At 71.0% G+C, this 20,976-nt stretch carries 21 protein-coding genes; 17 read left to right on the top strand and 4 right to left on the bottom strand.

Annotated elements, in window-relative coordinates; translation table 11 throughout:
* Positions 1-7 precede the first annotated feature (7 nt).
* A complete protein-coding gene (locus tag ACFUJR_RS18440; RefSeq protein ID WP_383170986.1) occupies positions 8-1,291 on the bottom strand; it encodes an amino acid deaminase in 1,284 nt (427 codons plus the stop codon).
* 182 nt (positions 1,292-1,473) lie between these two features.
* Between ACFUJR_RS18440 and ACFUJR_RS18435 the strand changes: the two genes are divergently transcribed.
* From ACFUJR_RS18435 to ACFUJR_RS18425, 3 genes are read left to right on the top strand one after another with little or no spacing between them, the layout of a single operon-like run.
* Positions 1,474-2,616, top strand: coding sequence for a sugar kinase (locus ACFUJR_RS18435; RefSeq protein ID WP_383171035.1), 1,143 nt, complete (start codon positions 1,474-1,476; stop codon positions 2,614-2,616).
* The gene (locus tag ACFUJR_RS18430; RefSeq protein WP_383170983.1) at positions 2,613-3,374 is read left to right on the top strand and encodes an IclR family transcriptional regulator; all 762 of its coding nucleotides are present in this window, start codon (positions 2,613-2,615) and stop codon (positions 3,372-3,374) included. Before ACFUJR_RS18435 ends, ACFUJR_RS18430 begins: the two co-directional genes overlap by 4 nt.
* Positions 3,371-3,775: a RidA family protein gene (locus tag ACFUJR_RS18425; protein ID WP_383170980.1), complete on the top strand. Its 405-nt coding sequence runs from the start codon at positions 3,371-3,373 to the stop codon at positions 3,773-3,775. The genes ACFUJR_RS18430 and ACFUJR_RS18425 overlap by 4 nt, the downstream gene beginning before the upstream one ends.
* Positions 3,776-3,839: 64 nt before the next feature.
* On the opposite strand, the gene ACFUJR_RS18420 is transcribed toward ACFUJR_RS18425, so the two are convergent.
* Positions 3,840-5,177 (bottom strand): M14 family metallopeptidase, encoded by a 1,338-nt coding sequence (locus ACFUJR_RS18420; RefSeq protein ID WP_383170977.1) that lies wholly within the window; start codon positions 5,175-5,177, stop codon positions 3,840-3,842.
* 188 nt (positions 5,178-5,365) lie between these two features.
* Here ACFUJR_RS18420 and ACFUJR_RS18415 point away from each other — a divergent pair, with 188 nt between their 5' ends.
* A complete protein-coding gene (locus ACFUJR_RS18415; protein ID WP_383170974.1) occupies positions 5,366-6,643 on the top strand; it encodes an Nramp family divalent metal transporter in 1,278 nt (425 codons plus the stop codon).
* A gap of 267 nt (positions 6,644-6,910) precedes the next feature.
* On the opposite strand, the gene ACFUJR_RS18410 is transcribed toward ACFUJR_RS18415, so the two are convergent.
* On the bottom strand, positions 6,911-8,611 hold the full coding sequence (locus tag ACFUJR_RS18410) for a chitinase (RefSeq protein ID WP_383170971.1): 1,701 nt from the start codon (positions 8,609-8,611) through the stop codon (positions 6,911-6,913).
* A 442-nt stretch (positions 8,612-9,053) separates the two neighbouring features.
* Here ACFUJR_RS18410 and ACFUJR_RS18405 point away from each other — a divergent pair, with 442 nt between their 5' ends.
* The 13 genes from ACFUJR_RS18405 (at position 9,054) to ACFUJR_RS18345 (ending at position 19,519) form a co-directional block, all read left to right on the top strand.
* Positions 9,054-10,055, top strand: a complete 1,002-nt coding sequence (locus tag ACFUJR_RS18405) for a hypothetical protein (protein ID WP_383170968.1) — start codon at positions 9,054-9,056, stop codon at positions 10,053-10,055.
* Between the two features lie 33 nt (positions 10,056-10,088).
* A complete protein-coding gene (cpaB, locus tag ACFUJR_RS18400) occupies positions 10,089-10,793 on the top strand; it encodes a Flp pilus assembly protein CpaB (RefSeq protein WP_383170966.1) in 705 nt (234 codons plus the stop codon).
* 7 nt (positions 10,794-10,800) lie between these two features.
* Positions 10,801-12,081 (top strand): CpaE family protein, encoded by a 1,281-nt coding sequence (locus ACFUJR_RS18395; RefSeq protein ID WP_383170963.1) that lies wholly within the window; start codon positions 10,801-10,803, stop codon positions 12,079-12,081.
* Between the two features lie 3 nt (positions 12,082-12,084).
* Positions 12,085-12,471, top strand: a complete 387-nt coding sequence (locus ACFUJR_RS18390; RefSeq protein WP_383170960.1) for a TadE/TadG family type IV pilus assembly protein — start codon at positions 12,085-12,087, stop codon at positions 12,469-12,471.
* Complete coding sequence (locus ACFUJR_RS18385) at positions 12,468-13,235, top strand: TadE/TadG family type IV pilus assembly protein (RefSeq protein WP_383170957.1); 768 nt, start codon at positions 12,468-12,470, stop codon at positions 13,233-13,235. Before ACFUJR_RS18390 ends, ACFUJR_RS18385 begins: the two co-directional genes overlap by 4 nt.
* 2 nt (positions 13,236-13,237) lie before the next feature.
* Positions 13,238-14,578, top strand: coding sequence for a CpaF family protein (locus ACFUJR_RS18380; RefSeq protein WP_383170954.1), 1,341 nt, complete (start codon positions 13,238-13,240; stop codon positions 14,576-14,578).
* A gap of 132 nt (positions 14,579-14,710) precedes the next feature.
* Positions 14,711-15,652 (top strand): type II secretion system F family protein, encoded by a 942-nt coding sequence (locus ACFUJR_RS18375; RefSeq protein WP_383170952.1) that lies wholly within the window; start codon positions 14,711-14,713, stop codon positions 15,650-15,652.
* A 14-nt stretch (positions 15,653-15,666) separates the two neighbouring features.
* Complete coding sequence (locus tag ACFUJR_RS18370; protein ID WP_383170949.1) at positions 15,667-16,554, top strand: DUF5936 domain-containing protein; 888 nt, start codon at positions 15,667-15,669, stop codon at positions 16,552-16,554.
* Between the two features lie 46 nt (positions 16,555-16,600).
* A complete protein-coding gene (locus ACFUJR_RS18365) occupies positions 16,601-17,302 on the top strand; it encodes a response regulator (RefSeq protein ID WP_383170947.1) in 702 nt (233 codons plus the stop codon).
* 126 nt (positions 17,303-17,428) lie between these two features.
* Complete coding sequence (locus ACFUJR_RS18360) at positions 17,429-17,644, top strand: Flp family type IVb pilin (protein WP_383171032.1); 216 nt, start codon at positions 17,429-17,431, stop codon at positions 17,642-17,644.
* Positions 17,645-17,649: 5 nt separating this feature from the next.
* The gene (locus ACFUJR_RS18355; RefSeq protein ID WP_383171030.1) at positions 17,650-18,303 is read left to right on the top strand and encodes a pilus assembly protein TadG-related protein; all 654 of its coding nucleotides are present in this window, start codon (positions 17,650-17,652) and stop codon (positions 18,301-18,303) included.
* Between the two features lie 62 nt (positions 18,304-18,365).
* Complete coding sequence (locus ACFUJR_RS18350; RefSeq protein WP_383170944.1) at positions 18,366-18,905, top strand: hypothetical protein; 540 nt, start codon at positions 18,366-18,368, stop codon at positions 18,903-18,905.
* Between the two features lie 11 nt (positions 18,906-18,916).
* Positions 18,917-19,519, top strand: coding sequence for an OmpA family protein (locus ACFUJR_RS18345; RefSeq protein WP_383170942.1), 603 nt, complete (start codon positions 18,917-18,919; stop codon positions 19,517-19,519).
* 293 nt (positions 19,520-19,812) lie between these two features.
* Here ACFUJR_RS18345 and ACFUJR_RS18340 read toward each other — a convergent pair whose 3' ends face one another.
* Positions 19,813-20,796 carry a hypothetical protein gene (locus ACFUJR_RS18340; protein ID WP_383170940.1) on the bottom strand — a complete coding sequence of 328 codons (984 nt, stop codon included), beginning with the start codon at positions 20,794-20,796 and terminating at the stop codon, positions 19,813-19,815.
* Between the last annotated feature and the right edge of the window lie 180 nt (positions 20,797-20,976).

Genomic DNA, 20,976 nt, shown 5'->3' with positions numbered 1-20,976 from the left:
GGCTCCTCTAGAAGAAGGTGCGGATGTAGTCGACGACCGTCCCGTCCGCCTCGACCAGCGGGATCAACTGCCACTTGTCGAAGGACGTGCAGGGGTGGGACAGGCCCATGCCGAGCCAGTCGCCGACCTCGATCTCCGCGCCCGGCTCCGTCCGCAGCCAGCCGTGCTGGTCGGAGAGACCGGTGACCGCGATGCCGTCGGCGGGGCGGACCGCGCCCGTGCGGGCGTCGCGGACGACCTGCGCCTCGGGGAGGTGGAGGTCGTACGCGGCGTCGCGCTTGCCCGCGTTGGTGAACGCCTGCTCGGGCGTCGGGCGGGAGACGACCTGCGCCCAGAGCCGGAACGCGGGCTGCAGCGCGCCCTCCTCGGGGACCCGGTTGAAGGGGGTGAGTGTGCGGTACTGGCCGGAGTCGTGCGACACGTACGCGCCGGAGCGGAGCAACTTCAGTACGGGCAGGGAGAGTCCGGGGATCTCCGCGAAGACGTCGGCGACCGCGTCGAACCAGGCGCTGCCGCCCGCGCTGACCACGATCTCCTCGATCTCGGGGGAGAAGCGGCCCGCCTTGTCGAACTCCGCGGCGAGGGCGGTCAGCCGGCGCAGCCAGGCGTGCACGCGGTCGGTGTCCGCCCGCGGGACCTCGCCCTCGTATCCGGCGACACCGACCAGGCGCAGGGTCGCGGTCGTGGCGACGGCGTCGGCGACGGCGGCGCAGTCGGCCTCCGTACGGGCTCCGGTACGGGCTCCCTCGCCGGCGCCGAGTTCGACGACGACGTCCATGGGGCGGCGGGCACCGGCCTCGGTGAGCGCCGCGTCCATCAGCTCGACCCCGCGCACGGAGTCGACGTAACAGACGAAGCGGAACTCGGGGTCCGCGTCGAGCTCGGAGGCCAGCCAGCGCAGCGCGGAGGTGTCGACCAGCTCGTTGGCGAGGAAGATCCGGGCGATGCCGTGGGCGCGGTAGACGCGGGCCTGGTGCGGGACGGCGGCGGTGATGCCCCAGGCGCCGTGCTCCAGTTGGCGGTCGAAGAGCTGCGGCGCCATGGAGGTCTTGCCGTGCGGGGCGAAGGCGAGACCGTGGCGCTCGGAGTAGGTCTCCAGGAGGCGCAGGTTGTGCTCGACGGACTCGGCGGAGAGGGCGAGGACAGGGGTGGTGAAGCCGCCCGTGAAGAGGTTGCGGCGCTGGGCGGCCAGCTCGCCGACGGTCAGGCCCTCGGCGTCCGGGGGCAGGGCCTTGAAGCGGTGGTCGACGCGCTCGTTGGCCAGCTGAGGGGTGGGCCGGTCGGCGGGCATGGGGTCTCCTCGTCAAGGCGTTGCACTATATGCAACGACTATTGCGTATGTCGCTTACGGCTGTCTAACATCCGGGCCAACGCCGGGTCAACGGACCCGCATGAGCGACGAGGAGTCCGCACGTGACCGGAGCCCCGCCCGTGGACGCGCCGCCCGTGGACGTCGTCTGCCTCGGCGAGTCCATGGTCACCTTTCTGCCCTCCCGGCCGGGCCGCCTCGCCGACACCTCCTCGTTCGCCCGCACCATAGGCGGCGCCGAGTCCAACGTCGCCTGCGCGCTGGCCGCGGCGGGCCACCGGGCGAAGTGGGTGAGCCGGGTCGGCGCGGACGGCTTCGGCGACCATCTGGTGGAGGCGATCGGGGCGTACGGGGTCGACGTGTCGGCGGTGGGCCGGGACGCCGGGCGGCCGACCGGGATCTACTTCCGTACGGCCACGGACCGGGCGACCGCCGGACACGAGGTCGCGTACTACCGCGCCGGGTCGGCGGCGTCGGCGATGTCGCCCACGACGGTCCCGTACGACTCCGTCGGCGACGGGCGGGTGCTCCATGTGTCGGGCATCACGGCCGCGCTGTCCCTGGACTGCCTGGAGCTGGTGCGCGAGCTGACCACGGCACGGACCGGGCGGCCGCTGGTCTCGTTCGACGTGAACTTCCGCGCCGGCCTGTGGCGGGACGCGGTGCGCGGCGGGCGGGTGCTCCTCGAACTGGCGCGAGGCGCCGACGTGGTGTTCGTCGGGGAGGACGAGGCGGAGGAGGCGTGGGGGGTGTGCGGGCCGGAAGCGATCCGCGAGGCGCTGCCGGAGCCGGGGGTGCTGGTCGTGAAGCGGGGTGCGGCGGGTGCGGTGGCCTTCGAGCGCCGCGCGGCTCCCTCCCCCACCCCGCCCCTTCCTGAACGGGGGGCTCCGCCCCCGGACGCCCGCGCCTCAGCCCCCGACGGGGCTGAGATCGCCCCCCGGTCGCCCGACACCGTCACTGTCGTGCCCGCCCCTGTCGCCGACACCGTGACCGTCGTGCCCGCCCCCGTCGTCGACGTCGTCACCTTCGAGCCCGCCCCCGTCGTCGACGTCGTCGATCCCGTCGGCGCCGGGGACGCCTTCGCCGCCGGGTTCCTCTCCGGGACCCTCCGCGGGCTCGACGTGACCGCCCGGATCAGGCACGGGCACCTGATGGCCGCCGCCGCGCTCACCGTTCCCGGAGACCTCGGCGAGCCCGCCCGTACCGAAGACGCCGACCGGCTCGTCGCCCTCGACGACGAGAGCTGGGGGAGACTGCACCTCGCCCCCGGCTGGACCGGGGAGGACCAGGAGGTACGTACGCCATGAGCCAGACCGTCGACCGCGCTCTCAGCATCCTGCCGCTGCTCGCCCAGGGTCCCGCCGACCTCGGGCAGGTCGCCGACCGGCTCGGGGTGCACAAGTCCACCGCGCTTCGGCTGCTGCGCACCCTGCACGAACACGGACTCGTCTACCGCCAGCAGGACCAGCGCTACCGCCTCGGCGCCCGCCTCTTCGCCCTCGCACAGGAGGCCGTCGAGAACCTCGACGTCCGGGAGATCGCGCACCCCCACCTCGCCGCGCTCAACGAGCAGATCGGACACACCGTCCACCTCGCCGTGTACGAGGAGGGCGAGGTCCTCTACATCGACAAGGTCGAGAGCCGTTACCCCGTCCGGATGTACTCCCGTATCGGCAAGCCCGTAGCGATCACCGTCGCCGCCGTCGCCAAACTGCTGCTCGCCGACCTCCCCGAGCCCGAGCGCCGCGCCGTCGCCGCCAAGCTCGACTACCCCATGTACACGCCCCGTTCGACCCCCAACGCCGCCGCGTTCCTCCAGGAGCTCGCGACCGTACGCGAACAGGGCTGGGCCACCGACCTCGGCGGCCACGAGGAGTCCATCAACTGCGTCGGCGCCCCCGTCCGCGGCGCCGACGGCCGCGTCGCCGCCGCCATGTCGGTCTCGGCGCCCAATGTGGTCGTGACGGCGGAGGAACTCCTCACCCTGCTCCCCCTGGTGCGCCGCACCGCCGACGCCATCAGCCGGGACTACTCAGGCAACACCCCTACCAAGGACCGGACATGACCGAGAAGACCGCGCTCACCCCCGCAACCCACACCGCCCCGCCCGCGAGGTTCTCGCACGGCGTCAGGAAGGGCAACATCCTCCAGGTCGCCGGCCAGGTCGGATTCCTGCCCGCCGAGGACGGCAGGCCCCCCACGCCCGCCGGCCCGACGCTGCGCGAGCAGACCCTCCAGACCTTCGCCAACGTCAAGGCGATCCTGGAGGAGGGCGGCGCGAGCTGGGACGACGTGATGATGATGCGCGTCTACCTCACCGACGTGGACCACTTCGCCGAGATGAACGAGATCTACGACGCGTATTTCGCGGACCTGCGGGAGGCGCCTGCCGCCCGCACCACTGTGTACGTCGGCCTGCCGCCGGGGCTTCTGATCGAGGTCGACGCCCTGGCCGTACTCGGCTGAGGGGTGTCGCGGCCCGGCGAGGGGCGCCCCGCCGAGTCCGGGGCGCCCCTGTCCGTGCGTCAGGTCAGGCGGTGCAGTACTGCGAGGCCTTGCCGATCGAGCGGTACATGCAGTCCGCGTTCTCCAGGAGCTGGAGGACGGCGTCCCTGTTGCGGCTCGTCTCGCGCTCGATCACCTCGTCGGGCGGGTAGAAGCCGCCGTTCCAGGACGAGGCCGGATACATCTCGAAGGTGTAGCCGAAGATCTTGTGCGAGCCCCAGAGGTAGTCGTCGATCGACCCGTCCGTGATGTAGAGGTCGCTGGACTGCTCGGGGGTGTAGCCGTTGCTGGCCGCCATCTTCTCGCCGACGGTCGCGAACGCGTCGCGGTCGTCCTGGGTCATGCCCGGCGCGGTGTTCGCGGTGGTCCAGCCGAAGGGCCAGAGCACCAGTTCGCTGTACGTGTGGAAGTCGATCCCCGCCTTGATCTGCTGCTTGCCGCCCACCACACGCGAGCGGACGAAGTCGGCGACGACCTTCACCTCGGGGGCCGACTCGGGGGCCGCGCCCCGGTAGGTCGCGGAGCTCTTGGAGCCGGAGGAGCCGCCGCAGCAGCCCCACTTGTAGTCCCAGTTCCGGTTCATGTCCGTACCGATGTAGGACGAGCCGGAGTTGGGCTGCCGGTTCTTGCGCCAGCTGCGGTAGGAGCCGGAGGCGATGTCGTACTCGCCGCCGTCCGGGTTGAGGTCCGGCACGATCCAGATCTCGCGGCTGTTCACCAGGTTGGTGACGCGGGAGTCCGTGCCGTAGCCGGCGCCCAGCTCGCGCAGCAGGTAGAGCGCCATCTCGACGGTGAGGTGCTCGCGGGCGTGCTGGTGGTGGGTGAAGAGGACCTCGGGCTCGGCCTCGTCCGTGCCGACGTTGTCGCTGATCTTGACGGCGACGATGTCCCGGCCCTGGTACGTCTTCCCGATGACCCGCTTGTTCATGATGCCCGGGTACTGGGTGAGGCGCTGGTCGATCTCCGCGTTCATCTCGGCGAAGTTGTGGTACTTCGCGTCGGCGGGGGGGAAGTCGAAGGGCTTGGCGGCCAGGCCCTTGACCGACCGGTCCGGCGGCGCGGGCAGCGCCTCGGGGTGGTGGCCGAGCGCGCGGAGCTTGCGCAGCTGGGCGGCGTTGGCGCTGACGACGACGCTGTGGTCGTCGGCCTCGTCGATCGAGACGCCGATCGCGGCGAGCTCGGTGCGTTCGGAGGTCGTGGACGGGCCGTGGATCTCGTACTGGCGGATCACCTCCTCGGTGGCGGGCGTGGGCTCCGAGTCGGCTCCGGCCTGGTACGCGCCGGCGGAGAGCGGTGCCGCGAGGGCTAGCGTCAGAAGGGCCGCGAGGGTGGCGGACCTTCTTCCGCGGGTTCGAAGTCGCATGCTGTCTCCTGGGTGGGGAGTGTGGGGGTGTGCGACAGGCTGTGCGGGTGTCCGGGCACATCGTCCGGCGATGACATGAACTGGTCAAGAGGAAGTTCGGCCACGCCCTCTTGTGCTGTCGCGTCGCACCCGCTTTGGTGACCTGGGCCAACCAGCAGATCACACAGGACGGTGAAAGGCGGTCGGACATGGCGGAGATCGCTCGGGAGGAGGGCACCGGTGACGCCGCTGCCCGCCCGCGCAAGGCCGCGTGGCGGTACGTGGGCCCCGGCATCGTGGTCGCGGCCACCGGCGTCGGCGCCGGAGACCTCGTCGCGACCCTGGTCGCGGGCTCGAAATTCGGCTACACCCTGCTCTGGGCCGCCGTCATCGGTTGCCTCGTCAAGATCTCCCTCGCCGAGGCCGCCGGCCGCTGGCACCTGGCCACCGGCCGCACTCTCTTCGACGGCTGGCGCAGTCTCGGCACGTGGACCACCGTCTACTTCGCCGGCTACGTCGTCGTCTGGGGCTTCGTCTACGGAGCGGCGGCGATGTCCTCCAGCGCCCTCCCGCTCGGCGCCCTCTTCCCCGGCCTCATGGACCTCAAGGTCTGGGCGGTGCTGTGCGGCCTGGTCGGCCTGGTCTTCGTCTGGTTCAACCGGTACGCCGTGTTCGAGAAGGTCATGACCGTCCTGGTCGGCGTGATGTTCGTGGTCACCGTCTATCTTGCCGCCCGGGTCACCCCCCGCCTCGGCGACGCCGTCGCCGGTCTGGTCCCGGCCCTCCCCGAGGGTTCCCTCGTCTACACCCTCGGCCTGATCGGCGGTGTCGGCGGCACCATCACCCTGGCGGCGTACGGCTACTGGATCAACGCCAAGGGCTGGCGGGACAGCGGCTGGATGAAGGTGATGCGGATCGACAACCGCGTCGCCTACGTCACCACCGGCATCTTCGTCGTCGCGATGCTCTTCGTCGGCGCCGAACTGCTGCACTCCTCCGGGCTCGCGATCGCCAAGGGCGACAAGGGGCTGCTCGACCTCGGCGGCATCCTGTCCGAGCGGTACGGGAACGCCACCGCCAAGCTCTTCCTGATCGGCTTCTTCGCCACCTCCTTCACCTCGCTCATCGGGGTCTGGCACGGAGTCAGCCTGATGTTCGCCGACTTCGTGTCGCACTACCGGCCCGGCCTCGTTCCCGCCGGCACGGAGCGCGACAAGTCGCTGCCGTTCCGCGCGTACCTCCTCTGGCTGACCTTCCCGCCGATCGCGCTGCTCTTCCTCGACCAGCCGTTCGGGCTCGTCATCGTGTACGGAGTCATCGGCGCGTTCTTCATGCCGTTCCTGGCACTGACCCTCATCCGGCTCCTCAACTCCTCCCGTACCCCCGCCGAATGGCGCAGCGGACCGCTGAGCAACACGATGCTCGCGGCGGCCGGACTGCTCTTCGTCGTGCTCTGCGTCCAGCAGGTGCGCGAGCTGCCCTGGTGAGTGGGGAGCGCGGTGGGGGGAGCTTGGCCGGTGGGCCGGGTTGGTGAGCCGCTGGTGGGCCGGGCTGGTGAGCCGGGCCTGGGGCCGGGTGGTGAGCGGGGTGGTGAGCGGGGTGGTGGGCCGGGCCTGGGGGCCGGGATGGTGCGCCGGGTTGGTGAGCCGCTGGTGGCCCGGCTGGTGGGCCGCGCACATGCGAACAGCGCCGCCGGGGGAAGCGGCGGCGCTGCTCGGTACACGGATCGCGAGCCACGCGTGGCGCGTTTCCCGCTACGGGAGGTTGTGGACGTGCGGTCCGACCGCGTTGGACCAGGCGTTGCCGGCCGTCGCGTCCCAGTTGGTCGACCACGTCATCGCACCGCGCAGATTCGGCCAGGTCTGCGAGGGCTTGAAGGAGCCGCAGCCGGTGCCGCGGGTCAGGCAGTCGAGGGCGTTCTTGACGATCGACGGGTCGACGTAGCCGCTGCCCGCGCCGCGGGTCGAGGCCGGCACGCCGAGCCCGACCTGGGAGGCGTCAAGGCCGCCCTGGAGCTGGATGCAGGCGAGTGCGGTGAGGAAGTCCACCGACCCCTGGCTGTACACCTTGCCGTCGCAGCCGAGCATCGAACCGCTGTTGTAGTACTGCATGTTGACGACCGTCAGGATGTCCTTCACGGCCAGCGCGGTCTTGAAGTACTCGGTGCCCGTGTTCTGCATGTCGATGGTCTGCGGGGCCATCGTGAGCACCATCGACGAGCCGGCCTTGGCGGAGAGCTGGCGCAGCGCCTTCGTCAGGTACGTGGAGTTGATGCCGTGCTCCAGGTCGATGTCGACCCCGTTGAAGCCGTACTCCTGCATCAGGGTGTACGCGCTGTTCGCGAAGGCGGTGGCGGAGGCGTCACTGTTGATCGTGACGTTCCCCTTCTCGCCGCCGACCGAGATGACGACCGACTTGCCGGCCGCCTTCTTGGCCGCGACGTCGGCCTTGAAGTCGGCGACGGAGGCGTAGCCGACGGCCGGGTCGAGGTTGAAGACGATCTGGCCGGGTGTGGTGGTCGAGTCGGCGAAGGAGACGGCGATGATGTCGTACTGCGCCTGCACGTCCCGCAGCTTCTGGACGGTGGCCCCGTTGTCGAAGTTCTGCCAGTAGCCGGTCAGGGCGTGCTTGGGCACGGACGGGCCGGGGCCCGGGTCGGTGGTGCCGGTCCGCGCCGAGACGGCGGTGGACTTGGCCGACTCGCCCGCCGCGTTGGTCGCGGAGACCTGGAACTGGTACGAGGTGTTCGCGGCGAGACCCGTCACGGTGGCCGAGGTGCCGGAGACGGTCTGCGCGAGGGCGCCGTCGCGGTAGACCTTGTAGCCGGTGGCGCCCGAGGCGGCGTTCCAGGTCAGCGCGACCGAGGACGAGGTGACCGTGCCCGCGGCGAGGCCCGCCGGGGTCGGCGGGACGACCGGGTCGGGGTCGGTGCCGCCACCCCCGTCGGGACCGAAGACGGAGACGTCGTCCACGTGGTAGGCGGCCTGGCCGTACCAGCCGTGGGTGTAGACCGTCACCGAGGTGGTGTTCGCGCCGGTGGTGAAGCTGGTGGTCAGCTGCTTCCAGGAGGAGCTGTCGGGGGTCCAGGTGGAGACGTCCGTGGTGCCTGTCCCGGTCGCGCCGAGGTAGGCGTACCCGCCCTGCACCCAGGCGCTCAGCGTGTACGTCGAGTTGGGCTTGACGGTGACGACCTGACTGCAGCGGGCGTTGTCCTGGCCGGCCGGGGTCGCCTTGAGGGCGCCCGCCCCGGTCCGTACGGGCGAGGAGACGGCGGCGCCGCTTCCCGCCGTACAGGTCCAGTTGGCGGTTCCGGACTCGAAGCCCGCGTTCTTGGCCACGTTGACGTCCGCGGCCTGGGCGGTGCCCGCGCCGCCGACGAGTACGAGCCCGGAGCCGACGGCGAGCGCGAGGGCGCTGCCGATCCATCTGCGCGAGCGTGTGGTGGTGCGGTCCACTTGCTGCCTCCGGTGGGGGAGTGGGGGAGGGGTCGGGAACGGTGGCCACCGCTTTGGGACAAGCTGGTCCAGACCAATCGACTTGTCAAGACCTCTGGCGCCGCAGGGAAGTTGGCGTCGTGGGTCCCCGGACCCAGGGGTGGACCCACGGCCGGACCCAGGCGTGGACCCATGGCCGGGCCCAGGCGTGGACCCATGGCCGGGCCCAGGCGTGGACCCATGGCCGGGCCCAGGCGTGGACCCACGGCCGGGCCCAGGCGTGGACCCACGGCGGGGCCAGGCGTGGGCCCTCGCGAGACCCGTCCGGGCCCAGATTTCTCGTTGTGCTTGGCGGATTGTGTGTTCACCACCCCGCGGGACGTGGATAAAGTGCAGAAGCACCGCCGTGCAGTGACGCGGTGAACGCAGTGAGTCATGGGGACATGGGGACGGGGAGCCCGACGTGCCGACAGCGATCGCGGTCACCAGCGCCGACCTGGTGCTGCCACCGACCGACCAGCAGACACCCACCGCCGCCGTCCTGCCCGCACTCGACACCCGGCCGCTCGCCTCCGCCGTCGCCGACCTCCAACTCCTCCTCGACCGCTACGGCCATGTGATCGTGGTCTGCCCCACCTCCCTGCCCAAGGTGGCCGAACAGCGCCTCCATGCCGGCCGCGCCCTCCTGGAGAGCGACCGGATCGCCCTGGTCAAGACGGACCTGCCGCCCCTCGGTGTCGCCGTCCTCGCCCGGCAGCTGCGTCAGCTCTCCGTCTGCGACTTCAGCCCCGGCGTCGTCGCCTCGGCGGCCCGGCTGCTCACGCACTACGTCTACGCCGGGGCCGTCCTCGGCTCGGTCGCCAAGCTCGACCGCGTGCCCGTCGGCCTGAAGTCGCACCTCAAGGGCTGGCTGCCCGGCTCCCAGTTCGCCGTACTGGCCGGCCCCGTTCCGGAGCTCGTCCGCGTCGGTCCGGGGGTCGAACCGCCCACGGGACCCGAGTTCGCCACCCGGCTCCTCCTGGCCAGGGGGCACCTGCAGACCGACTGGCCCACCGGCACCCTCGCGCCACGCTGGCAGGTCCAGGCGGTGCAGGAGGCGCCGCTGCCCGCCGAGTCGCCCGGGTGGTGGGGGACGGGGCGGCTGGTGGAGTTCGCCGCGTACCTGCCGGACATCGCCGTCCTCCACCAACTGGTCTCCTCCGTACGGCGGGAGAACTGCCACTGGTGCGGGATGGAGCTCATCGGCGACCGTTGCGCCTTCTGCTGCGCGCCGCTGACCGCCCCCCTGCCCGCCGGACCCCATTCCGCGGGGTCCCGGGCCGCCGGGTCCCAGGCCGCGGGGTCCCAGGCCGCCGGGTCCCGTTCCGTCGGGTCCCAGGCCGCCGGACCGCCCTCCGGAACGCCGGAGCCGCGGGCGCTCCGGTCGTCCCGAGTGCCCCGGGCGCTCACGTCCCCCGTCCGCTGAGCCCCACGTACCCCCGATCGAGGTTGTCCGGCAATGAACTCCCGCCAGCGTCGTGGCGTCATCCTGCTGCTGCTGTCCGTCCTGTGCGCCCTCGCTGCCTTCGCCGGCGTCCTCTCGGTGATCGACGACGTGAACTCCAAGGTCGGACCCGAGGTGACCGCGTACCGGATCAAGGACAGGGTGGCGCCCTACACCCCGCTGAAGGCAGGGCAGTTCGAGAAGATCTCGATGCCGGAGCGATGGCTCCCGGCCACCGCCGTCACCGACCTCGACCAGATCAACGGGAAGATCGCCGTCACCACGCTCGCATCCGGCTCGCTCCTCCAGTCGGACATGATCGTCTCGCGCCCCGCCCTCCAGCCCGGCCAGCAGGAGATCGCCATCATGATCGACGCCGCCACGGGAGTCGCCGGCAAGATCACCCCCGGCGCCACGGTCAACATCTACGCCACGTTCGCCGGCGAGAAGGGCGGCCAGGCCGCCCAGTCCAAGGTCATCGTGAGCAACGCCCGGGTCCTCGACGTCGGCGAGCTCACCCCCATCTCCCAACGCAACGACCGGACCAGCCGACCCACCGAGGCCGTCCCGATCACCTTCGCGCTCTCCACCATCGACACCCAGCGCGTCGCCTACGCCGAGTCCTTCGCCGAACACGTCCGGCTCGCCCTCGTCGCGCCCGGCAGCGAGCCCACCCTCGCCCCCGGCGACCGCACCTACACGCTCGACAAGGACAAGTGAGGCCGGTATGACCACCAGGATCCTGCCTGCCGTCGCCGACCCCGACGCGGCCCGGGCCGTCACCAGCCTGCTCAGCCAGCTCCCCGACGCCGAACCCGCCCCGCCCGTCGCCGACTCCACCCAGCTCGTCGACACCCTCGCCCGGCTGGCCGCCGAGTCCGTCTCCGAACTCCCCGAAGTCGTCCTGGTCCACGAACGGATCGGCCCGGTCCCCGCCCTCGAACTGGTCCGCGAGGTCGCGCTCCGCTTCCCCGCCGTCGGCGTCGTCCTCATCACCGCCGACGCGAGCCCGGTGCTCTTCTCCGCCGCCATGGACTCCGGCGCCCGAGGCCTCGTCACCCTCCCCCTCGGATACGAGGAGCTGGCCAGCCGCGTCCAGGCCGCCGCCCAGTGGTCCGTCGGCGTCCGCCGCCACCTCGGCACCGGCGCCGACGTCCTCACCGGCCCCGGCGGCACGGTGGTCACCGTAAGCGGCGCCAAGGGCGGCGTCGGCACCACCATCACCGCCGTCCAGCTCGCCCTGGCCTCCCGGGCCTCGGGGCGCAACGTGGCCCTCGTCGACATGGACCTCCAGGGCGGCGACATCGCCTCGTACCTCGACGTCCAGTTCCGCCGCTCCGTCGCCGACCTCGCGGCCGTCGACGACATCTCGCCCCGCGTCCTCCAGGACGCCCTGTACGTCCACGAGACGGGCATCGCCCTGCTCCTCGCCCCGGCGGAGGGCGAACGCGCCGAGGACGTCGCCGACCGGTCCGCCCGCCAGATCGTCAGCGCCCTGCGCTCCCGCTACGACGTCGTGGTCGTCGACTGCGGCACGTACCTCAACGGCGCCAACGCGGCCGCCGTGGAGATGGCCGACGCGGCGATCCTGGTCACCACGCCCGATGTCGTCACGGTGCGGGCGGCGAAGCGGATGGTACGGATGTGGGACCGGCTCCAGATCCGCAAGGCGGAGGAGAGCACGCTCCTGGTCAACCGGTACACGCGGTCCAGCGAGATCCAGCCCGCCCTCATCCAGAAGATCACCGGGACCCGGATCGCGGGCGTCGTGGTCCCCGCCAACTTCAAGGAGCTCCAAGGCGTCGTCGACGCGGGCCGCCTGCACGAACTCGACGCCCGCTCCGGCGTGAAGCAGGCCCTCTGGTCCCTCGCGGGCGAACTGGGCCTGGTCGGCACGCCCGCCCAGGCCGGGCAGGGCGGGCGGAACGGGCGGAACGGGCAGGGCGCGGTCGCGGTCGGGTCGGGGAAGCAGCTCGCACGGCTGACCCGCGGCAAGGGCGGGCGCTGAGCCATGCCGACAGCCGGGCGTACACCACGGCTCGCCCTTCGGGACGACAGAGGGCAGGTGGCCGTCGAGTTCCTCGGCATGGTGCCGCTCATCCTGCTCACGCTCGTCCTGCTCTGGCAGTGCGTCCTGGTCGGCTACACCTTCACGCTCGCGGGGAACGCGGCGGACGAGGCGGCCCGGGTCTGCGCGGTGGACGGCGACTACGGCGAGGCGGGGAGGCGGCATGTGGGCGACTCGTGGTCGGCGGAGGTGGACTGCGACTCGTCGGGCGACCTTGCCCAGGCGAGGGTGAAGCTGAAGGTCCCGGTGCTCTTCCCGGGCGCGATCGACTTCCCCTTCTCGGTGACGAGCGAGGCCGGAGCGGTACGGGAAGAGGGGGCCGGAGAGTGACACCACGGCACGCGGCCGCCGGAAGGCGCGACGAGCTGGTCGGGTCCTGGGGCGCGACGAGCGGCCTGGCCGAGACCGTCGGGCTGGTCGGGCCGGCCGAGCTGGCCAGGCCGCCCGAGCGGGTCGGGCCCTGGGGCGAGACGAGCGGGCTGGTCGGGCCGGCCGAGATGGGCAGGCCGACCCGGCCGGTCGGGTTCTGGGGCGAGACGAGCGGGCTTGTCGGGCCGGCCGAGCCGGGCGGGACGACCCAGCCGGTCGGGCCGGGCGACGGGCTGGTCGGCGACGAGGCGACCCAGCCGGTCGGGCCGGGCGACGGGCTGGGCGAGCCGGGCGGGACGACGATGCCCGTCGCGACGCGAGTCCCGCCCGTCGCGGCGGCCGAGCCGTCCGTCCCTGGTGACGGGCGCCGCGACCGGGGTCAGGTCGCCGTCGAATACCTCGGCTTCCTGCCCATCCTGCTGCTCGTCGGCCTCGCCGGCATCCAGCTCGGCATCGCCGCGTACGCCGCCCAGCAGGCGGGTACCGGCGCGCGGGCCGCCGCGCGGGCCGCCACGCACGACGAGGCGACCATCGGCCCGCAAGAGGCCGGCCGCGCCGCCATGAGCGACTGGATCGCGGAACGCAGCGTCGTCTCCCCCTCGGAGGGGGCCGGCGAGTTCACCGCGACGGTGAGAGTACGGATCCCGTCCGTCGTCCCCTTCTGGGACGGATTCGGGTCCGTGACGAGGAGCGCCACCCTGCCGCAGCCCGAGGAGGACGAGTAGCCATGAGTCTGCGGGCCCGTATCCACACGCCCGAGGAAGGCGGAGCCGGAACCAGGGAGGACGGCCACCTGGTCGCCTCCTTCCGCGCCAAGCTCCTCGAGGAGATCGACCTCACCGAGATGTCGGCGCTCGCCGCCGCCGAGCGGCGCGCACGGCTAGAACGCGTCCTCGGCCACATCATCAGCCGCGAAGGCCCGGTCCTCTCGACCGCCGAACGGGCCCAGCTGATCCGCCGCGTCGTCGACGAGGCGCTCGGCCTAGGCGTCCTCGAACCGCTCCTCGAAGACGCCTCGATCACCGAGATCATGGTCAACGGCCCCGACCAGATCTACATCGAGCGGGCGGGCCGGGTCGAACTCCTCCCGCTCCGCTTCGCCTCGCACGAGCAGCTGATGCAGACCATCGAGCGGATCGTCTCCACCGTCAACCGGCGGGTGGACGAGTCCAACCCGATGGTGGACGCCCGGTTGCCGTCCGGCGAGCGCGTCAACGTGATCATCCCGCCCCTCTCGCTCACCGGGGCGACCCTGACGATCCGCCGCTTCCCCCGCGCGTACACGCTCCGCGAGATGGTCGGCCTCGGCTCGCTGGACGAACAGATGGTCCTGCTGCTCGCCGGACTCGTCCAGGCCAAGTTCAACGTGATCGTCTCCGGCGCCACCGGCACGGGCAAGACCACCCTCCTCAACGCGCTCTCCGAACTGATCCCGGACGGCGAACGGGTCATCACCATCGAGGACTCGGCCGAACTCCAGCTCCAGCAGTCCCACGTCATCCGCCTGGAGAGCCGCCCCCCGAACATCGAGGGCCGCGGCCAGGTCACCATCCGCGACCTCGTCCGCAACTCACTGCGCATGCGCCCCGACCGCATCATCGTCGGCGAGGTCCGCGGCGGCGAGACCCTCGACATGCTCCAGGCCATGTCCACCGGACACGACGGCTCGCTCGCCACCGTCCACGCCAACTCTGCCGAGGACGCGTTGATGCGGCTTCAGACCCTGGCGTCGATGTCCGAGGTCAAGGTCCCCTTCGAAGCCCTCAGGGACCAGATCAACAGCGCCGTCGACGTCCTCGTCCAGCTCACCCGGCACGCCGACGGCACCCGCCGCGTCACCGAGATCGCCGTCCTGGCGTCGAACGGGCGCGAGCGCTTCACCCTTGCCACGGTCTGCGCCTTCCGCGCCAGGCCGCTCGCGGCCGACGGGCGGGTCTACGGCGTGTACGAGTACCACCCGCTGCCCCGCCGGGTCGCCGACCGCCTCTACCTGGCAGGCCAGCCGATCCCGCAGGCCTTCGGCGTCGCGGCGTCCGACGACCAGCTCGCCACCCGCGAAGCGAAGTGACAGAGGCAGTGGCAGCGGCAGTGGCGACGGCAGACGCAGAGACAGACGCAGAGACAGACGCAGACGCAGAGACAGACGCAGAGACAGTGGCAGTCGCAGAGACAGAGACAGAGGAACGGAGATGAGGCGGAGATGAACCCCCTCACCTGGCTGGTGACCGGCGTCGCGCTGCTCTGCTGCGTCCTCGGCGTGCTCGGCGTCCACCTGTACGCGCGCGGGGCCGCCGACCGAGCCGCCCTCGTCGCCCGGCTTACCCAGAGCGGCGGCCCGGACGGCACCGGCCACCGCAGGCGGCGCTTCCGCGGCATCGACCGGCGTCTCCGGCGTACCGCGTTCGGACGGAAGCTGGACCTGCGGATCTCCGCCACCGGCCTCGACGTGACACCCGGCGAGTTCGTCGTCGCGATGTCCGTGCTCGTGATCGCACTGTGGACCGCCGGACAGGCGGCGCTCTCCCCGTTCTTCGGCCCGATCTGCGGACTCCTCGGCCTCTGGGTGGCGATGGGGTTCCTCAACTGGCAGCGTCAGAAACGCATCGAGAAGTTCATCAACCAGCTGCCGGAACTGTCGCGGATCCTCGCCAACGCCACTCAGGCCGGCCTCGCCCTGCGGATGGCACTCAGCATGGCCGCCGACGAGATGGAGGCACCGGCCGGCGACGAGCTGGAGAAGGTCGCCCAGCAACTCGCCGTCGGCACCTCCATCGACGACGCGCTGGGCGAACTCGCCGAACGCCTGCCCTCCCGCGAACTCGTCGTCCTCGTCACCACGCTCGTCCTCGCCAACAAGGCGGGCGGCACCGTCGTCTCCTCGCTGCGCAACCTCACGGAGACCCTGGAGGAGCGCAAGGAGACGCGCAGGGAGGTCCGTACACAGCTGTCCCAGGTGAGCATGACGGCGTACGCGGTCCCGGTCATCGGCATCGGCTCGCTGCTCCTCATCGACAACATGCAGCCGGGCGCCCTGGACCGGATGACCGGCTCGGGCCTCGGTCAGTTCGCCGTCGTCACCGCGTTCGCGCTGTATGTGGTCGGCTTCGTCGTCATCCGCCGCTTCTCGAAGATCGACGTGTGAGGGGCCGGCCGGACATGGAACTTCTCCTCGCCCTGGCAGCCGGCATCTCGGTTGCCGGCATCTTCTACGGCATCCGCCTCTACCGGGCCGACGCCAAGCTCCCCGACGACCTGCAACTCGCCCTGGAGGTCGGCTCCACACGCACCGGCGCCGTGTACTCCGTCGTGGACCGGCTCGGCATGCGCTACTCCGCCGTCGTCCTGCGCGCGATGGGACCCAAGCGGGTCAACGCCGTCCGCCGCCGCATCGACCTGGCGGGCAACCCCGGGGGGCTGACCATAGACCGGTACGGAGCCAGGCGCGCCGTCTACGGCTTCCTCGGCGGCCTCGGCGGCCTGGTCATGCTCTCCAACGGTGACGTCCTCGTCGCGCTGCTGCTCTTCGCCTTCGCCGCCTTCTGGACCGAGGTCGGCATCTGGTCGGCGATCCGCATCCGCAAGGACCAGATCGAGCGGACGCTGCCGGACTTCCTCGACGTCCTCGCGGTGGTGGTGTCGGCGGGACTCGCCTTCCGTCAGGCACTCGACCGGGTGGCGGACCAGTACGAAGGACCCTGGTCCGACGAACTCCGCATCACACTCCGCCAGATGGACATGGGTGTCAGCCGGAGACAGGCCTTCGACGAACTGCGCCGGCGCAACGACAGCGAGCAGGTCGCCCAGTTCGTCACGGCGCTCCAGCAGGGCGAGGAGCTGGGCGCGCCGATCGTGGAGACGCTGATTCAGATCGCCAACGACATGCGGCGGACGGACGCCCAGAACGCCCGCCGCAAGGCGGCGAAGGCGGTCCCGAAGGCGACGATGGTGATCACGACGCTGATGGTCCCCGCGACGATGATCCTGCTGGGTGCGGGTCTGTTCCTGGGCACGGGGACGAACCTCGGCTCGATCACGGGGGAGTGACGTCGGTGACGAAGACCCTGCGCCGGGCCGAGGGGGTGGACGCACGATGACGCTGACGGTGCTCGTCGCCGACGACAACCCTGTCGTACGGGCGGGTGTGCGGGCCCTGCTCGACGCCGCCGGCACGGGCATCCGCGTCGTCGCGGAGGCGCCCGACGGCCGCACGGCGATGGACGAGACGCGCCGCCACCGCCCGGACGTGGTCCTCCTCGACGTCCGCATGCCGATCGTGGACGGCCTCACGGCCCTGCCGCACCTGGTACGGGTGGCCCCGGTGCTGATGCTGACGTACAGCGGCGAGAGCGAGGTCGTCCAGGAGGCGCTGCGGCTGGGCGCGGGGGGCTACCTGGTCCACGGCGAGTTCACGGCGGAGGAACTGGTCACGGCGGTCTGCGACGTACGGGCGGGCCGGGCGCGCTTCACACCGACGGCGGCGAACGCGTTGGTGGGGGTGGTGCGGGGTGCGACTGCACATGATTGCGGAAGGCCAATCGTCTCGGATTCATCGCGATTTGGCAGAATGGCTTCGCATGTGCAACCAAGTGTGGCACGGTTTGGGCTGAGCGTGAGGGAGGGGGAAGTGATGGACTTGATCGCGTCGGGCCTGAACAACCGGCAGATCGCCGACACGTGCTTCATCAGCGAGAAGACGGTCAAGAACCACATCAACCGCATCTTCGCGAAGCTCCACGCCACCACCCGCAGCGAGGCCATAGCAGCCTGGCTGGGCACACGGGCGGCGTCATGACAGACATGGCGAGGTGGGCCCGTGTTTGGGCCTACGGGCCCTGTGGGGAGGAGGGGTTGGGGGCGTACCGTGCACCCGCCGAGTTCGGCATCGGCACGGGGACGTACGAATCCGGAGGGGACGACCATGAGCGACCTCATGCTGAAGGCTGCGATGACGGCGAGGGTGCGCCTCGACGGCTGGATCCGCGCGAGGGCGGCGAACGACCGTGGGCAGACGGCGGTCGAGTATCTGGGGATCATCGTGGTGGTGGTGGCGATCGTGGTGGCGATCAGCGGCACGGACATCGGCAACACGATCAAGACCGCAATCTCGAACGAGATCGCCGATCTCCTCGACTAGCGCTCATCGGAAGGCAGAAAGATTCCGGGCAGGCGTTCCCCGTCTACATCGCCGTGATGGCTGGCCTGCTCTTTCTGGCTTTCGCGTACTTCGCCGTCGGCCAGGCCGCGGCGCATCGGAACGGTGCTCAGACTGCGGCCGACGCGGCGGCACTGGCCGCGGCCCAGGATGCGCGCGACCAGCTGCGGGACGGCTGGTTGGCGGTCATCCTCCACCCAACGCAGTGGGACGACTTCCTCTCGGGCGGCGCGTACGACGAGTACGCAGCGTGTCAGCGCGCGGCTTCCTTCGCCGCCAAGAACGGCGCGGAACTCCCGGACGGTGGTTGCGACCCCCTCCCTCTTGGCTTCCGGGTGGAGGTGCGCTCTCTCGACAGCATCGGTCGATCAGTGGTACCCGGTACGGAGAACCAGCACGCCACGGCGACGGCCACGGCCGTCCTCGAGCCGCTGTGCGCCTTCGAGGCTCCCGAACCGACCGAGGACCCCGAACCGACCGAGGAACCCGTGCCGGAGCCCGAGCCGGACCCGAGCCCCACGCCGACAGAACCCTCCCCGATCCTCGGCCTCACATGCGACGGTGTTCCGTGGACGATCGACCCCGACCGGCCGGAGCTCCCCAGCGCAGCTGACCTCTTCACCGTTCGACTGACCGACTGACAAGCGAAGGATTCCCGTTCATGAGTGTTCGGTACGCAACGACGGCCCTCAGGAGGTGTGCCGTGGCGTTCACCGCGGTCGGCCTGGTCCTCGGCGTAGCCGGCTGCGGCAGCGAGGACGAGCCTCCGAAGAGTCGGCCGACCGCGAGTTCCTCGACTCCTGGCATGAGCGAGAGCAACGAGAAGCCTCAGTCGGAAGCGCCGGAGGAGACTCTGGCCGTCCTCAAAGGGCAGGATGGCTTCGAGCTGACCATCACCTCGGCCAAGCGGGACCTCGGCGGCTTTGTCACGGTGAAGGGACGGTTGACGAACACCGGCGACAAGGGTCGGGCGATTCCGGCCGGAGTGAAGGGGAACGAGACCGAAGTTCTGAAGCATGGCAGTTCCTTGGGGGGCGCGACCCTCGTGGACACGGTGGGAAAGAAGCGCTACTACGTCCTCCGCGATACCGACGGCAGGCCGCTGACGACGACCGGTCTTGACATCCTCGGCTCCGAAGACGCGGCCGAGGTCTTCATGCAATTCCCCGCCCCCGCGGAACAAACCACCGAGGTCACCTTCCAGCTACCCACCTTCGAGCCCGGCACCATCAAACTCTCCTGACGGACGCCGCCATGACTCCCCACCGCCTCGTCACCCTCGCCGCCGCCTCCCTTCTCCTCGTCGCCGGTACGGCCACCCCCGCACTCGCCGACGATCCCCCCAACTCCACCTCCAGCGCCTCCCCGCCCCCCGAGATCGACGCCAACTCGCCCGAACTCATGCTTCCCGACGGGGCCACCCTCGCCGCGCCCAAGGTTCTCGACATCAAGCAGGTCGTCGAGGAGGAGGGCGGGGAACAGCGGCGGGAGGACACCAATGTCGACGTGACCTTTGCCCTTCAGGCCGAGGTTCTCTTCGGCAAGGACAGCGCCAAGCTCAGCCCCGCCGCCACCGCCCGTATCGCCGCCATCGCCGTGGAGATCAACAAGCAGAACTCCAGCCGCGTCCGAGTCTTCGGGTTCACCGACAACCTCGGGACGTACGAGCACGGACTCAAGCTCTCCAAGCAGCGCGCCGACGCCGTGCAGCAGGAGCTGTCCAAGACGCTCGATCCCGGCAAGACCTTCGACATCCGCGGGTACAGCGAGGACTACCCGATCGCCGACAACGCCACCGAGGAAGGCCGCACCAAGAACCGCCGCGTCGAGATCTCGTTCCCCCGTACCGGCCCGTAGCGGAACTCCCCAAGGGGCAGGTCAGCGCCGGTGGTTCGCCGTCGGTCGTCCCATACGCTGCCGAATGGAGTGGGAGTCCGAGTCGGTCTTCGCACACCGGTCATGGACTCCCTCGCCTCATGTCGGTACCTCACCTACGTGCGCGTCCTGAGTTCGGAACGGCTCCCTCGCCGCCGTACCCACGATCCGGATCTCCGGGACCATGGGTACGGGCGACTGAAGGTCCGCCACGTGAAGCGCTGAACCCCGACCACCCGCCCTGCCCCACTCGCTCGCCCCTTACGGACCTTCGCTCACGTGCCCAACTGCCCCAGCACCCCCAGGGTCGTCGCGATCACGGCCTCCGGGCGGAGGAAGACGTCCCGCGCCGTGAAGCGGAGGACCCGACGGACCTCCGGACAGTCCGCGAGGTCGTTGTAGCGGCGGATGTCCCGGTCGTGTGCCTGACGGCTGCCGTGGAAGGCGTAACCCTCGATCTCGACCGCCAGGCCCTGGGGACGGAAGAGGAAGTCGGGACGCAGGGATCGACCCCCGCGAGTGTGGAGCAGCGGCTGGGACTCGGGGCGCAGACCCGCGTCCCGCATACGGAGGCGGGCGACCGTCTCCGCCGGGAAGCCGCACGCCGGGTCGGCGAACGGCAGCCAGCGGCGGGCCCGGGTCGCGCCCGGCCGGGGCGCGGACAGCTCGGCCACCAGCGCCTCGCGGTGGACGAGCGGCTCCCGGCGGACGCCCCGGACCGTGCGGCGCGACAGGGCCGAGTCCGCGACCACGACCGCGTGCTCGCGCGTGCCGCAGCTCCGTATCAGGTCGCCGACCGTCCGCGCGGGGCTTGTCGCCCGCAGGCCCCCACGCATGACGCAGTCGCCGGCCGCGAGGAACTCCGTGGAGTGGACGCGCACTCCCTCCGCGGTACGGGAGGACCGGCCCGGACGCGGCACGGTGAAGTCCAGCACCTCCGGGGCATCCAGTCCCAGCGGGGGCCCCACCCCCACCCCCCTCCCCCCGATCCCTCCGAGTACCTCGATCCGGTGCAGTGCCGCAGCCGTGCCGTGGCTGCACACCAGCTCCGGGCGGAGCAGCTGGTGGGCTCTGGCGCGGACGCGCCAGTCGACCTGCATACCGGGGGCCGCCCAGGCTCCCTGGCAGATGCGCTGCCACCCTTCCGCGTGGAGCCGTCTCGTCGCCAGGCCCCGCGACCAGCCCGCTCCGTACGCCCACACCGTGAGAAGCACCCCGCCCCGGGCGACCCTCACCAGCTCCTCCGTCTCTCCTTTCATCTGAGTCCTTTCGTGGATACGCCCACCTTCAGGTGGGGGAGGAAACGAAACCCCTGCGGAGCGGGGCAGTGAGCGGTCTTTCGCCCCCAGGGCGAAAGACCGGGCCCTGACCCGTAGGTTTGATCTTTACCTGTGGCCTCGCTAGTTTGTGAGCTGTGGCCACGACTCACGTGAAGCGGG

The organism is Streptomyces sp. NPDC057271 (assembly GCF_042668715.1).
Classification (GTDB): Bacteria; Actinomycetota; Actinomycetes; order Streptomycetales; family Streptomycetaceae; genus Streptomyces.
Note: the sequence above shows the minus strand (reverse complement) of the source record. Positions and strands in the feature narration are given on the sequence as shown.

Excerpts from the sequence above, each read along its gene's own strand:
- ACFUJR_RS18440 (WP_383170986.1), bottom strand. The coding sequence starts at position 1,291 with ATGCCCGCCGACCGGCCCACCCCTCAGCTGGCCAACGAGCGCGTCGAC.
- ACFUJR_RS18435 (WP_383171035.1), top strand. The coding sequence starts at position 1,474 with ATGGTCACCTTTCTGCCCTCCCGGCCGGGCCGCCTCGCCGACACCTCC.
- ACFUJR_RS18430 (WP_383170983.1), top strand. The coding sequence starts at position 2,613 with ATGAGCCAGACCGTCGACCGCGCTCTCAGCATCCTGCCGCTGCTCGCC.
- ACFUJR_RS18425 (WP_383170980.1), top strand. The coding sequence starts at position 3,371 with ATGACCGAGAAGACCGCGCTCACCCCCGCAACCCACACCGCCCCGCCC.
- ACFUJR_RS18420 (WP_383170977.1), bottom strand. The coding sequence starts at position 5,177 with ATGCGACTTCGAACCCGCGGAAGAAGGTCCGCCACCCTCGCGGCCCTT.
- ACFUJR_RS18415 (WP_383170974.1), top strand. The coding sequence starts at position 5,366 with ATGGCGGAGATCGCTCGGGAGGAGGGCACCGGTGACGCCGCTGCCCGC.
- cpaB (WP_383170966.1), top strand. The coding sequence starts at position 10,089 with ATGAACTCCCGCCAGCGTCGTGGCGTCATCCTGCTGCTGCTGTCCGTC.
- ACFUJR_RS18395 (WP_383170963.1), top strand. The coding sequence starts at position 10,801 with ATGACCACCAGGATCCTGCCTGCCGTCGCCGACCCCGACGCGGCCCGG.
- ACFUJR_RS18390 (WP_383170960.1), top strand. The coding sequence starts at position 12,085 with ATGCCGACAGCCGGGCGTACACCACGGCTCGCCCTTCGGGACGACAGA.
- ACFUJR_RS18380 (WP_383170954.1), top strand. The coding sequence starts at position 13,238 with ATGAGTCTGCGGGCCCGTATCCACACGCCCGAGGAAGGCGGAGCCGGA.
- ACFUJR_RS18375 (WP_383170952.1), top strand. The coding sequence starts at position 14,711 with ATGAACCCCCTCACCTGGCTGGTGACCGGCGTCGCGCTGCTCTGCTGC.
- ACFUJR_RS18370 (WP_383170949.1), top strand. The coding sequence starts at position 15,667 with ATGGAACTTCTCCTCGCCCTGGCAGCCGGCATCTCGGTTGCCGGCATC.
- ACFUJR_RS18365 (WP_383170947.1), top strand. The coding sequence starts at position 16,601 with ATGACGCTGACGGTGCTCGTCGCCGACGACAACCCTGTCGTACGGGCG.
- ACFUJR_RS18360 (WP_383171032.1), top strand. The coding sequence starts at position 17,429 with ATGAGCGACCTCATGCTGAAGGCTGCGATGACGGCGAGGGTGCGCCTC.
- ACFUJR_RS18345 (WP_383170942.1), top strand. The coding sequence starts at position 18,917 with ATGACTCCCCACCGCCTCGTCACCCTCGCCGCCGCCTCCCTTCTCCTC.
- ACFUJR_RS18340 (WP_383170940.1), bottom strand. The coding sequence starts at position 20,796 with ATGAAAGGAGAGACGGAGGAGCTGGTGAGGGTCGCCCGGGGCGGGGTG.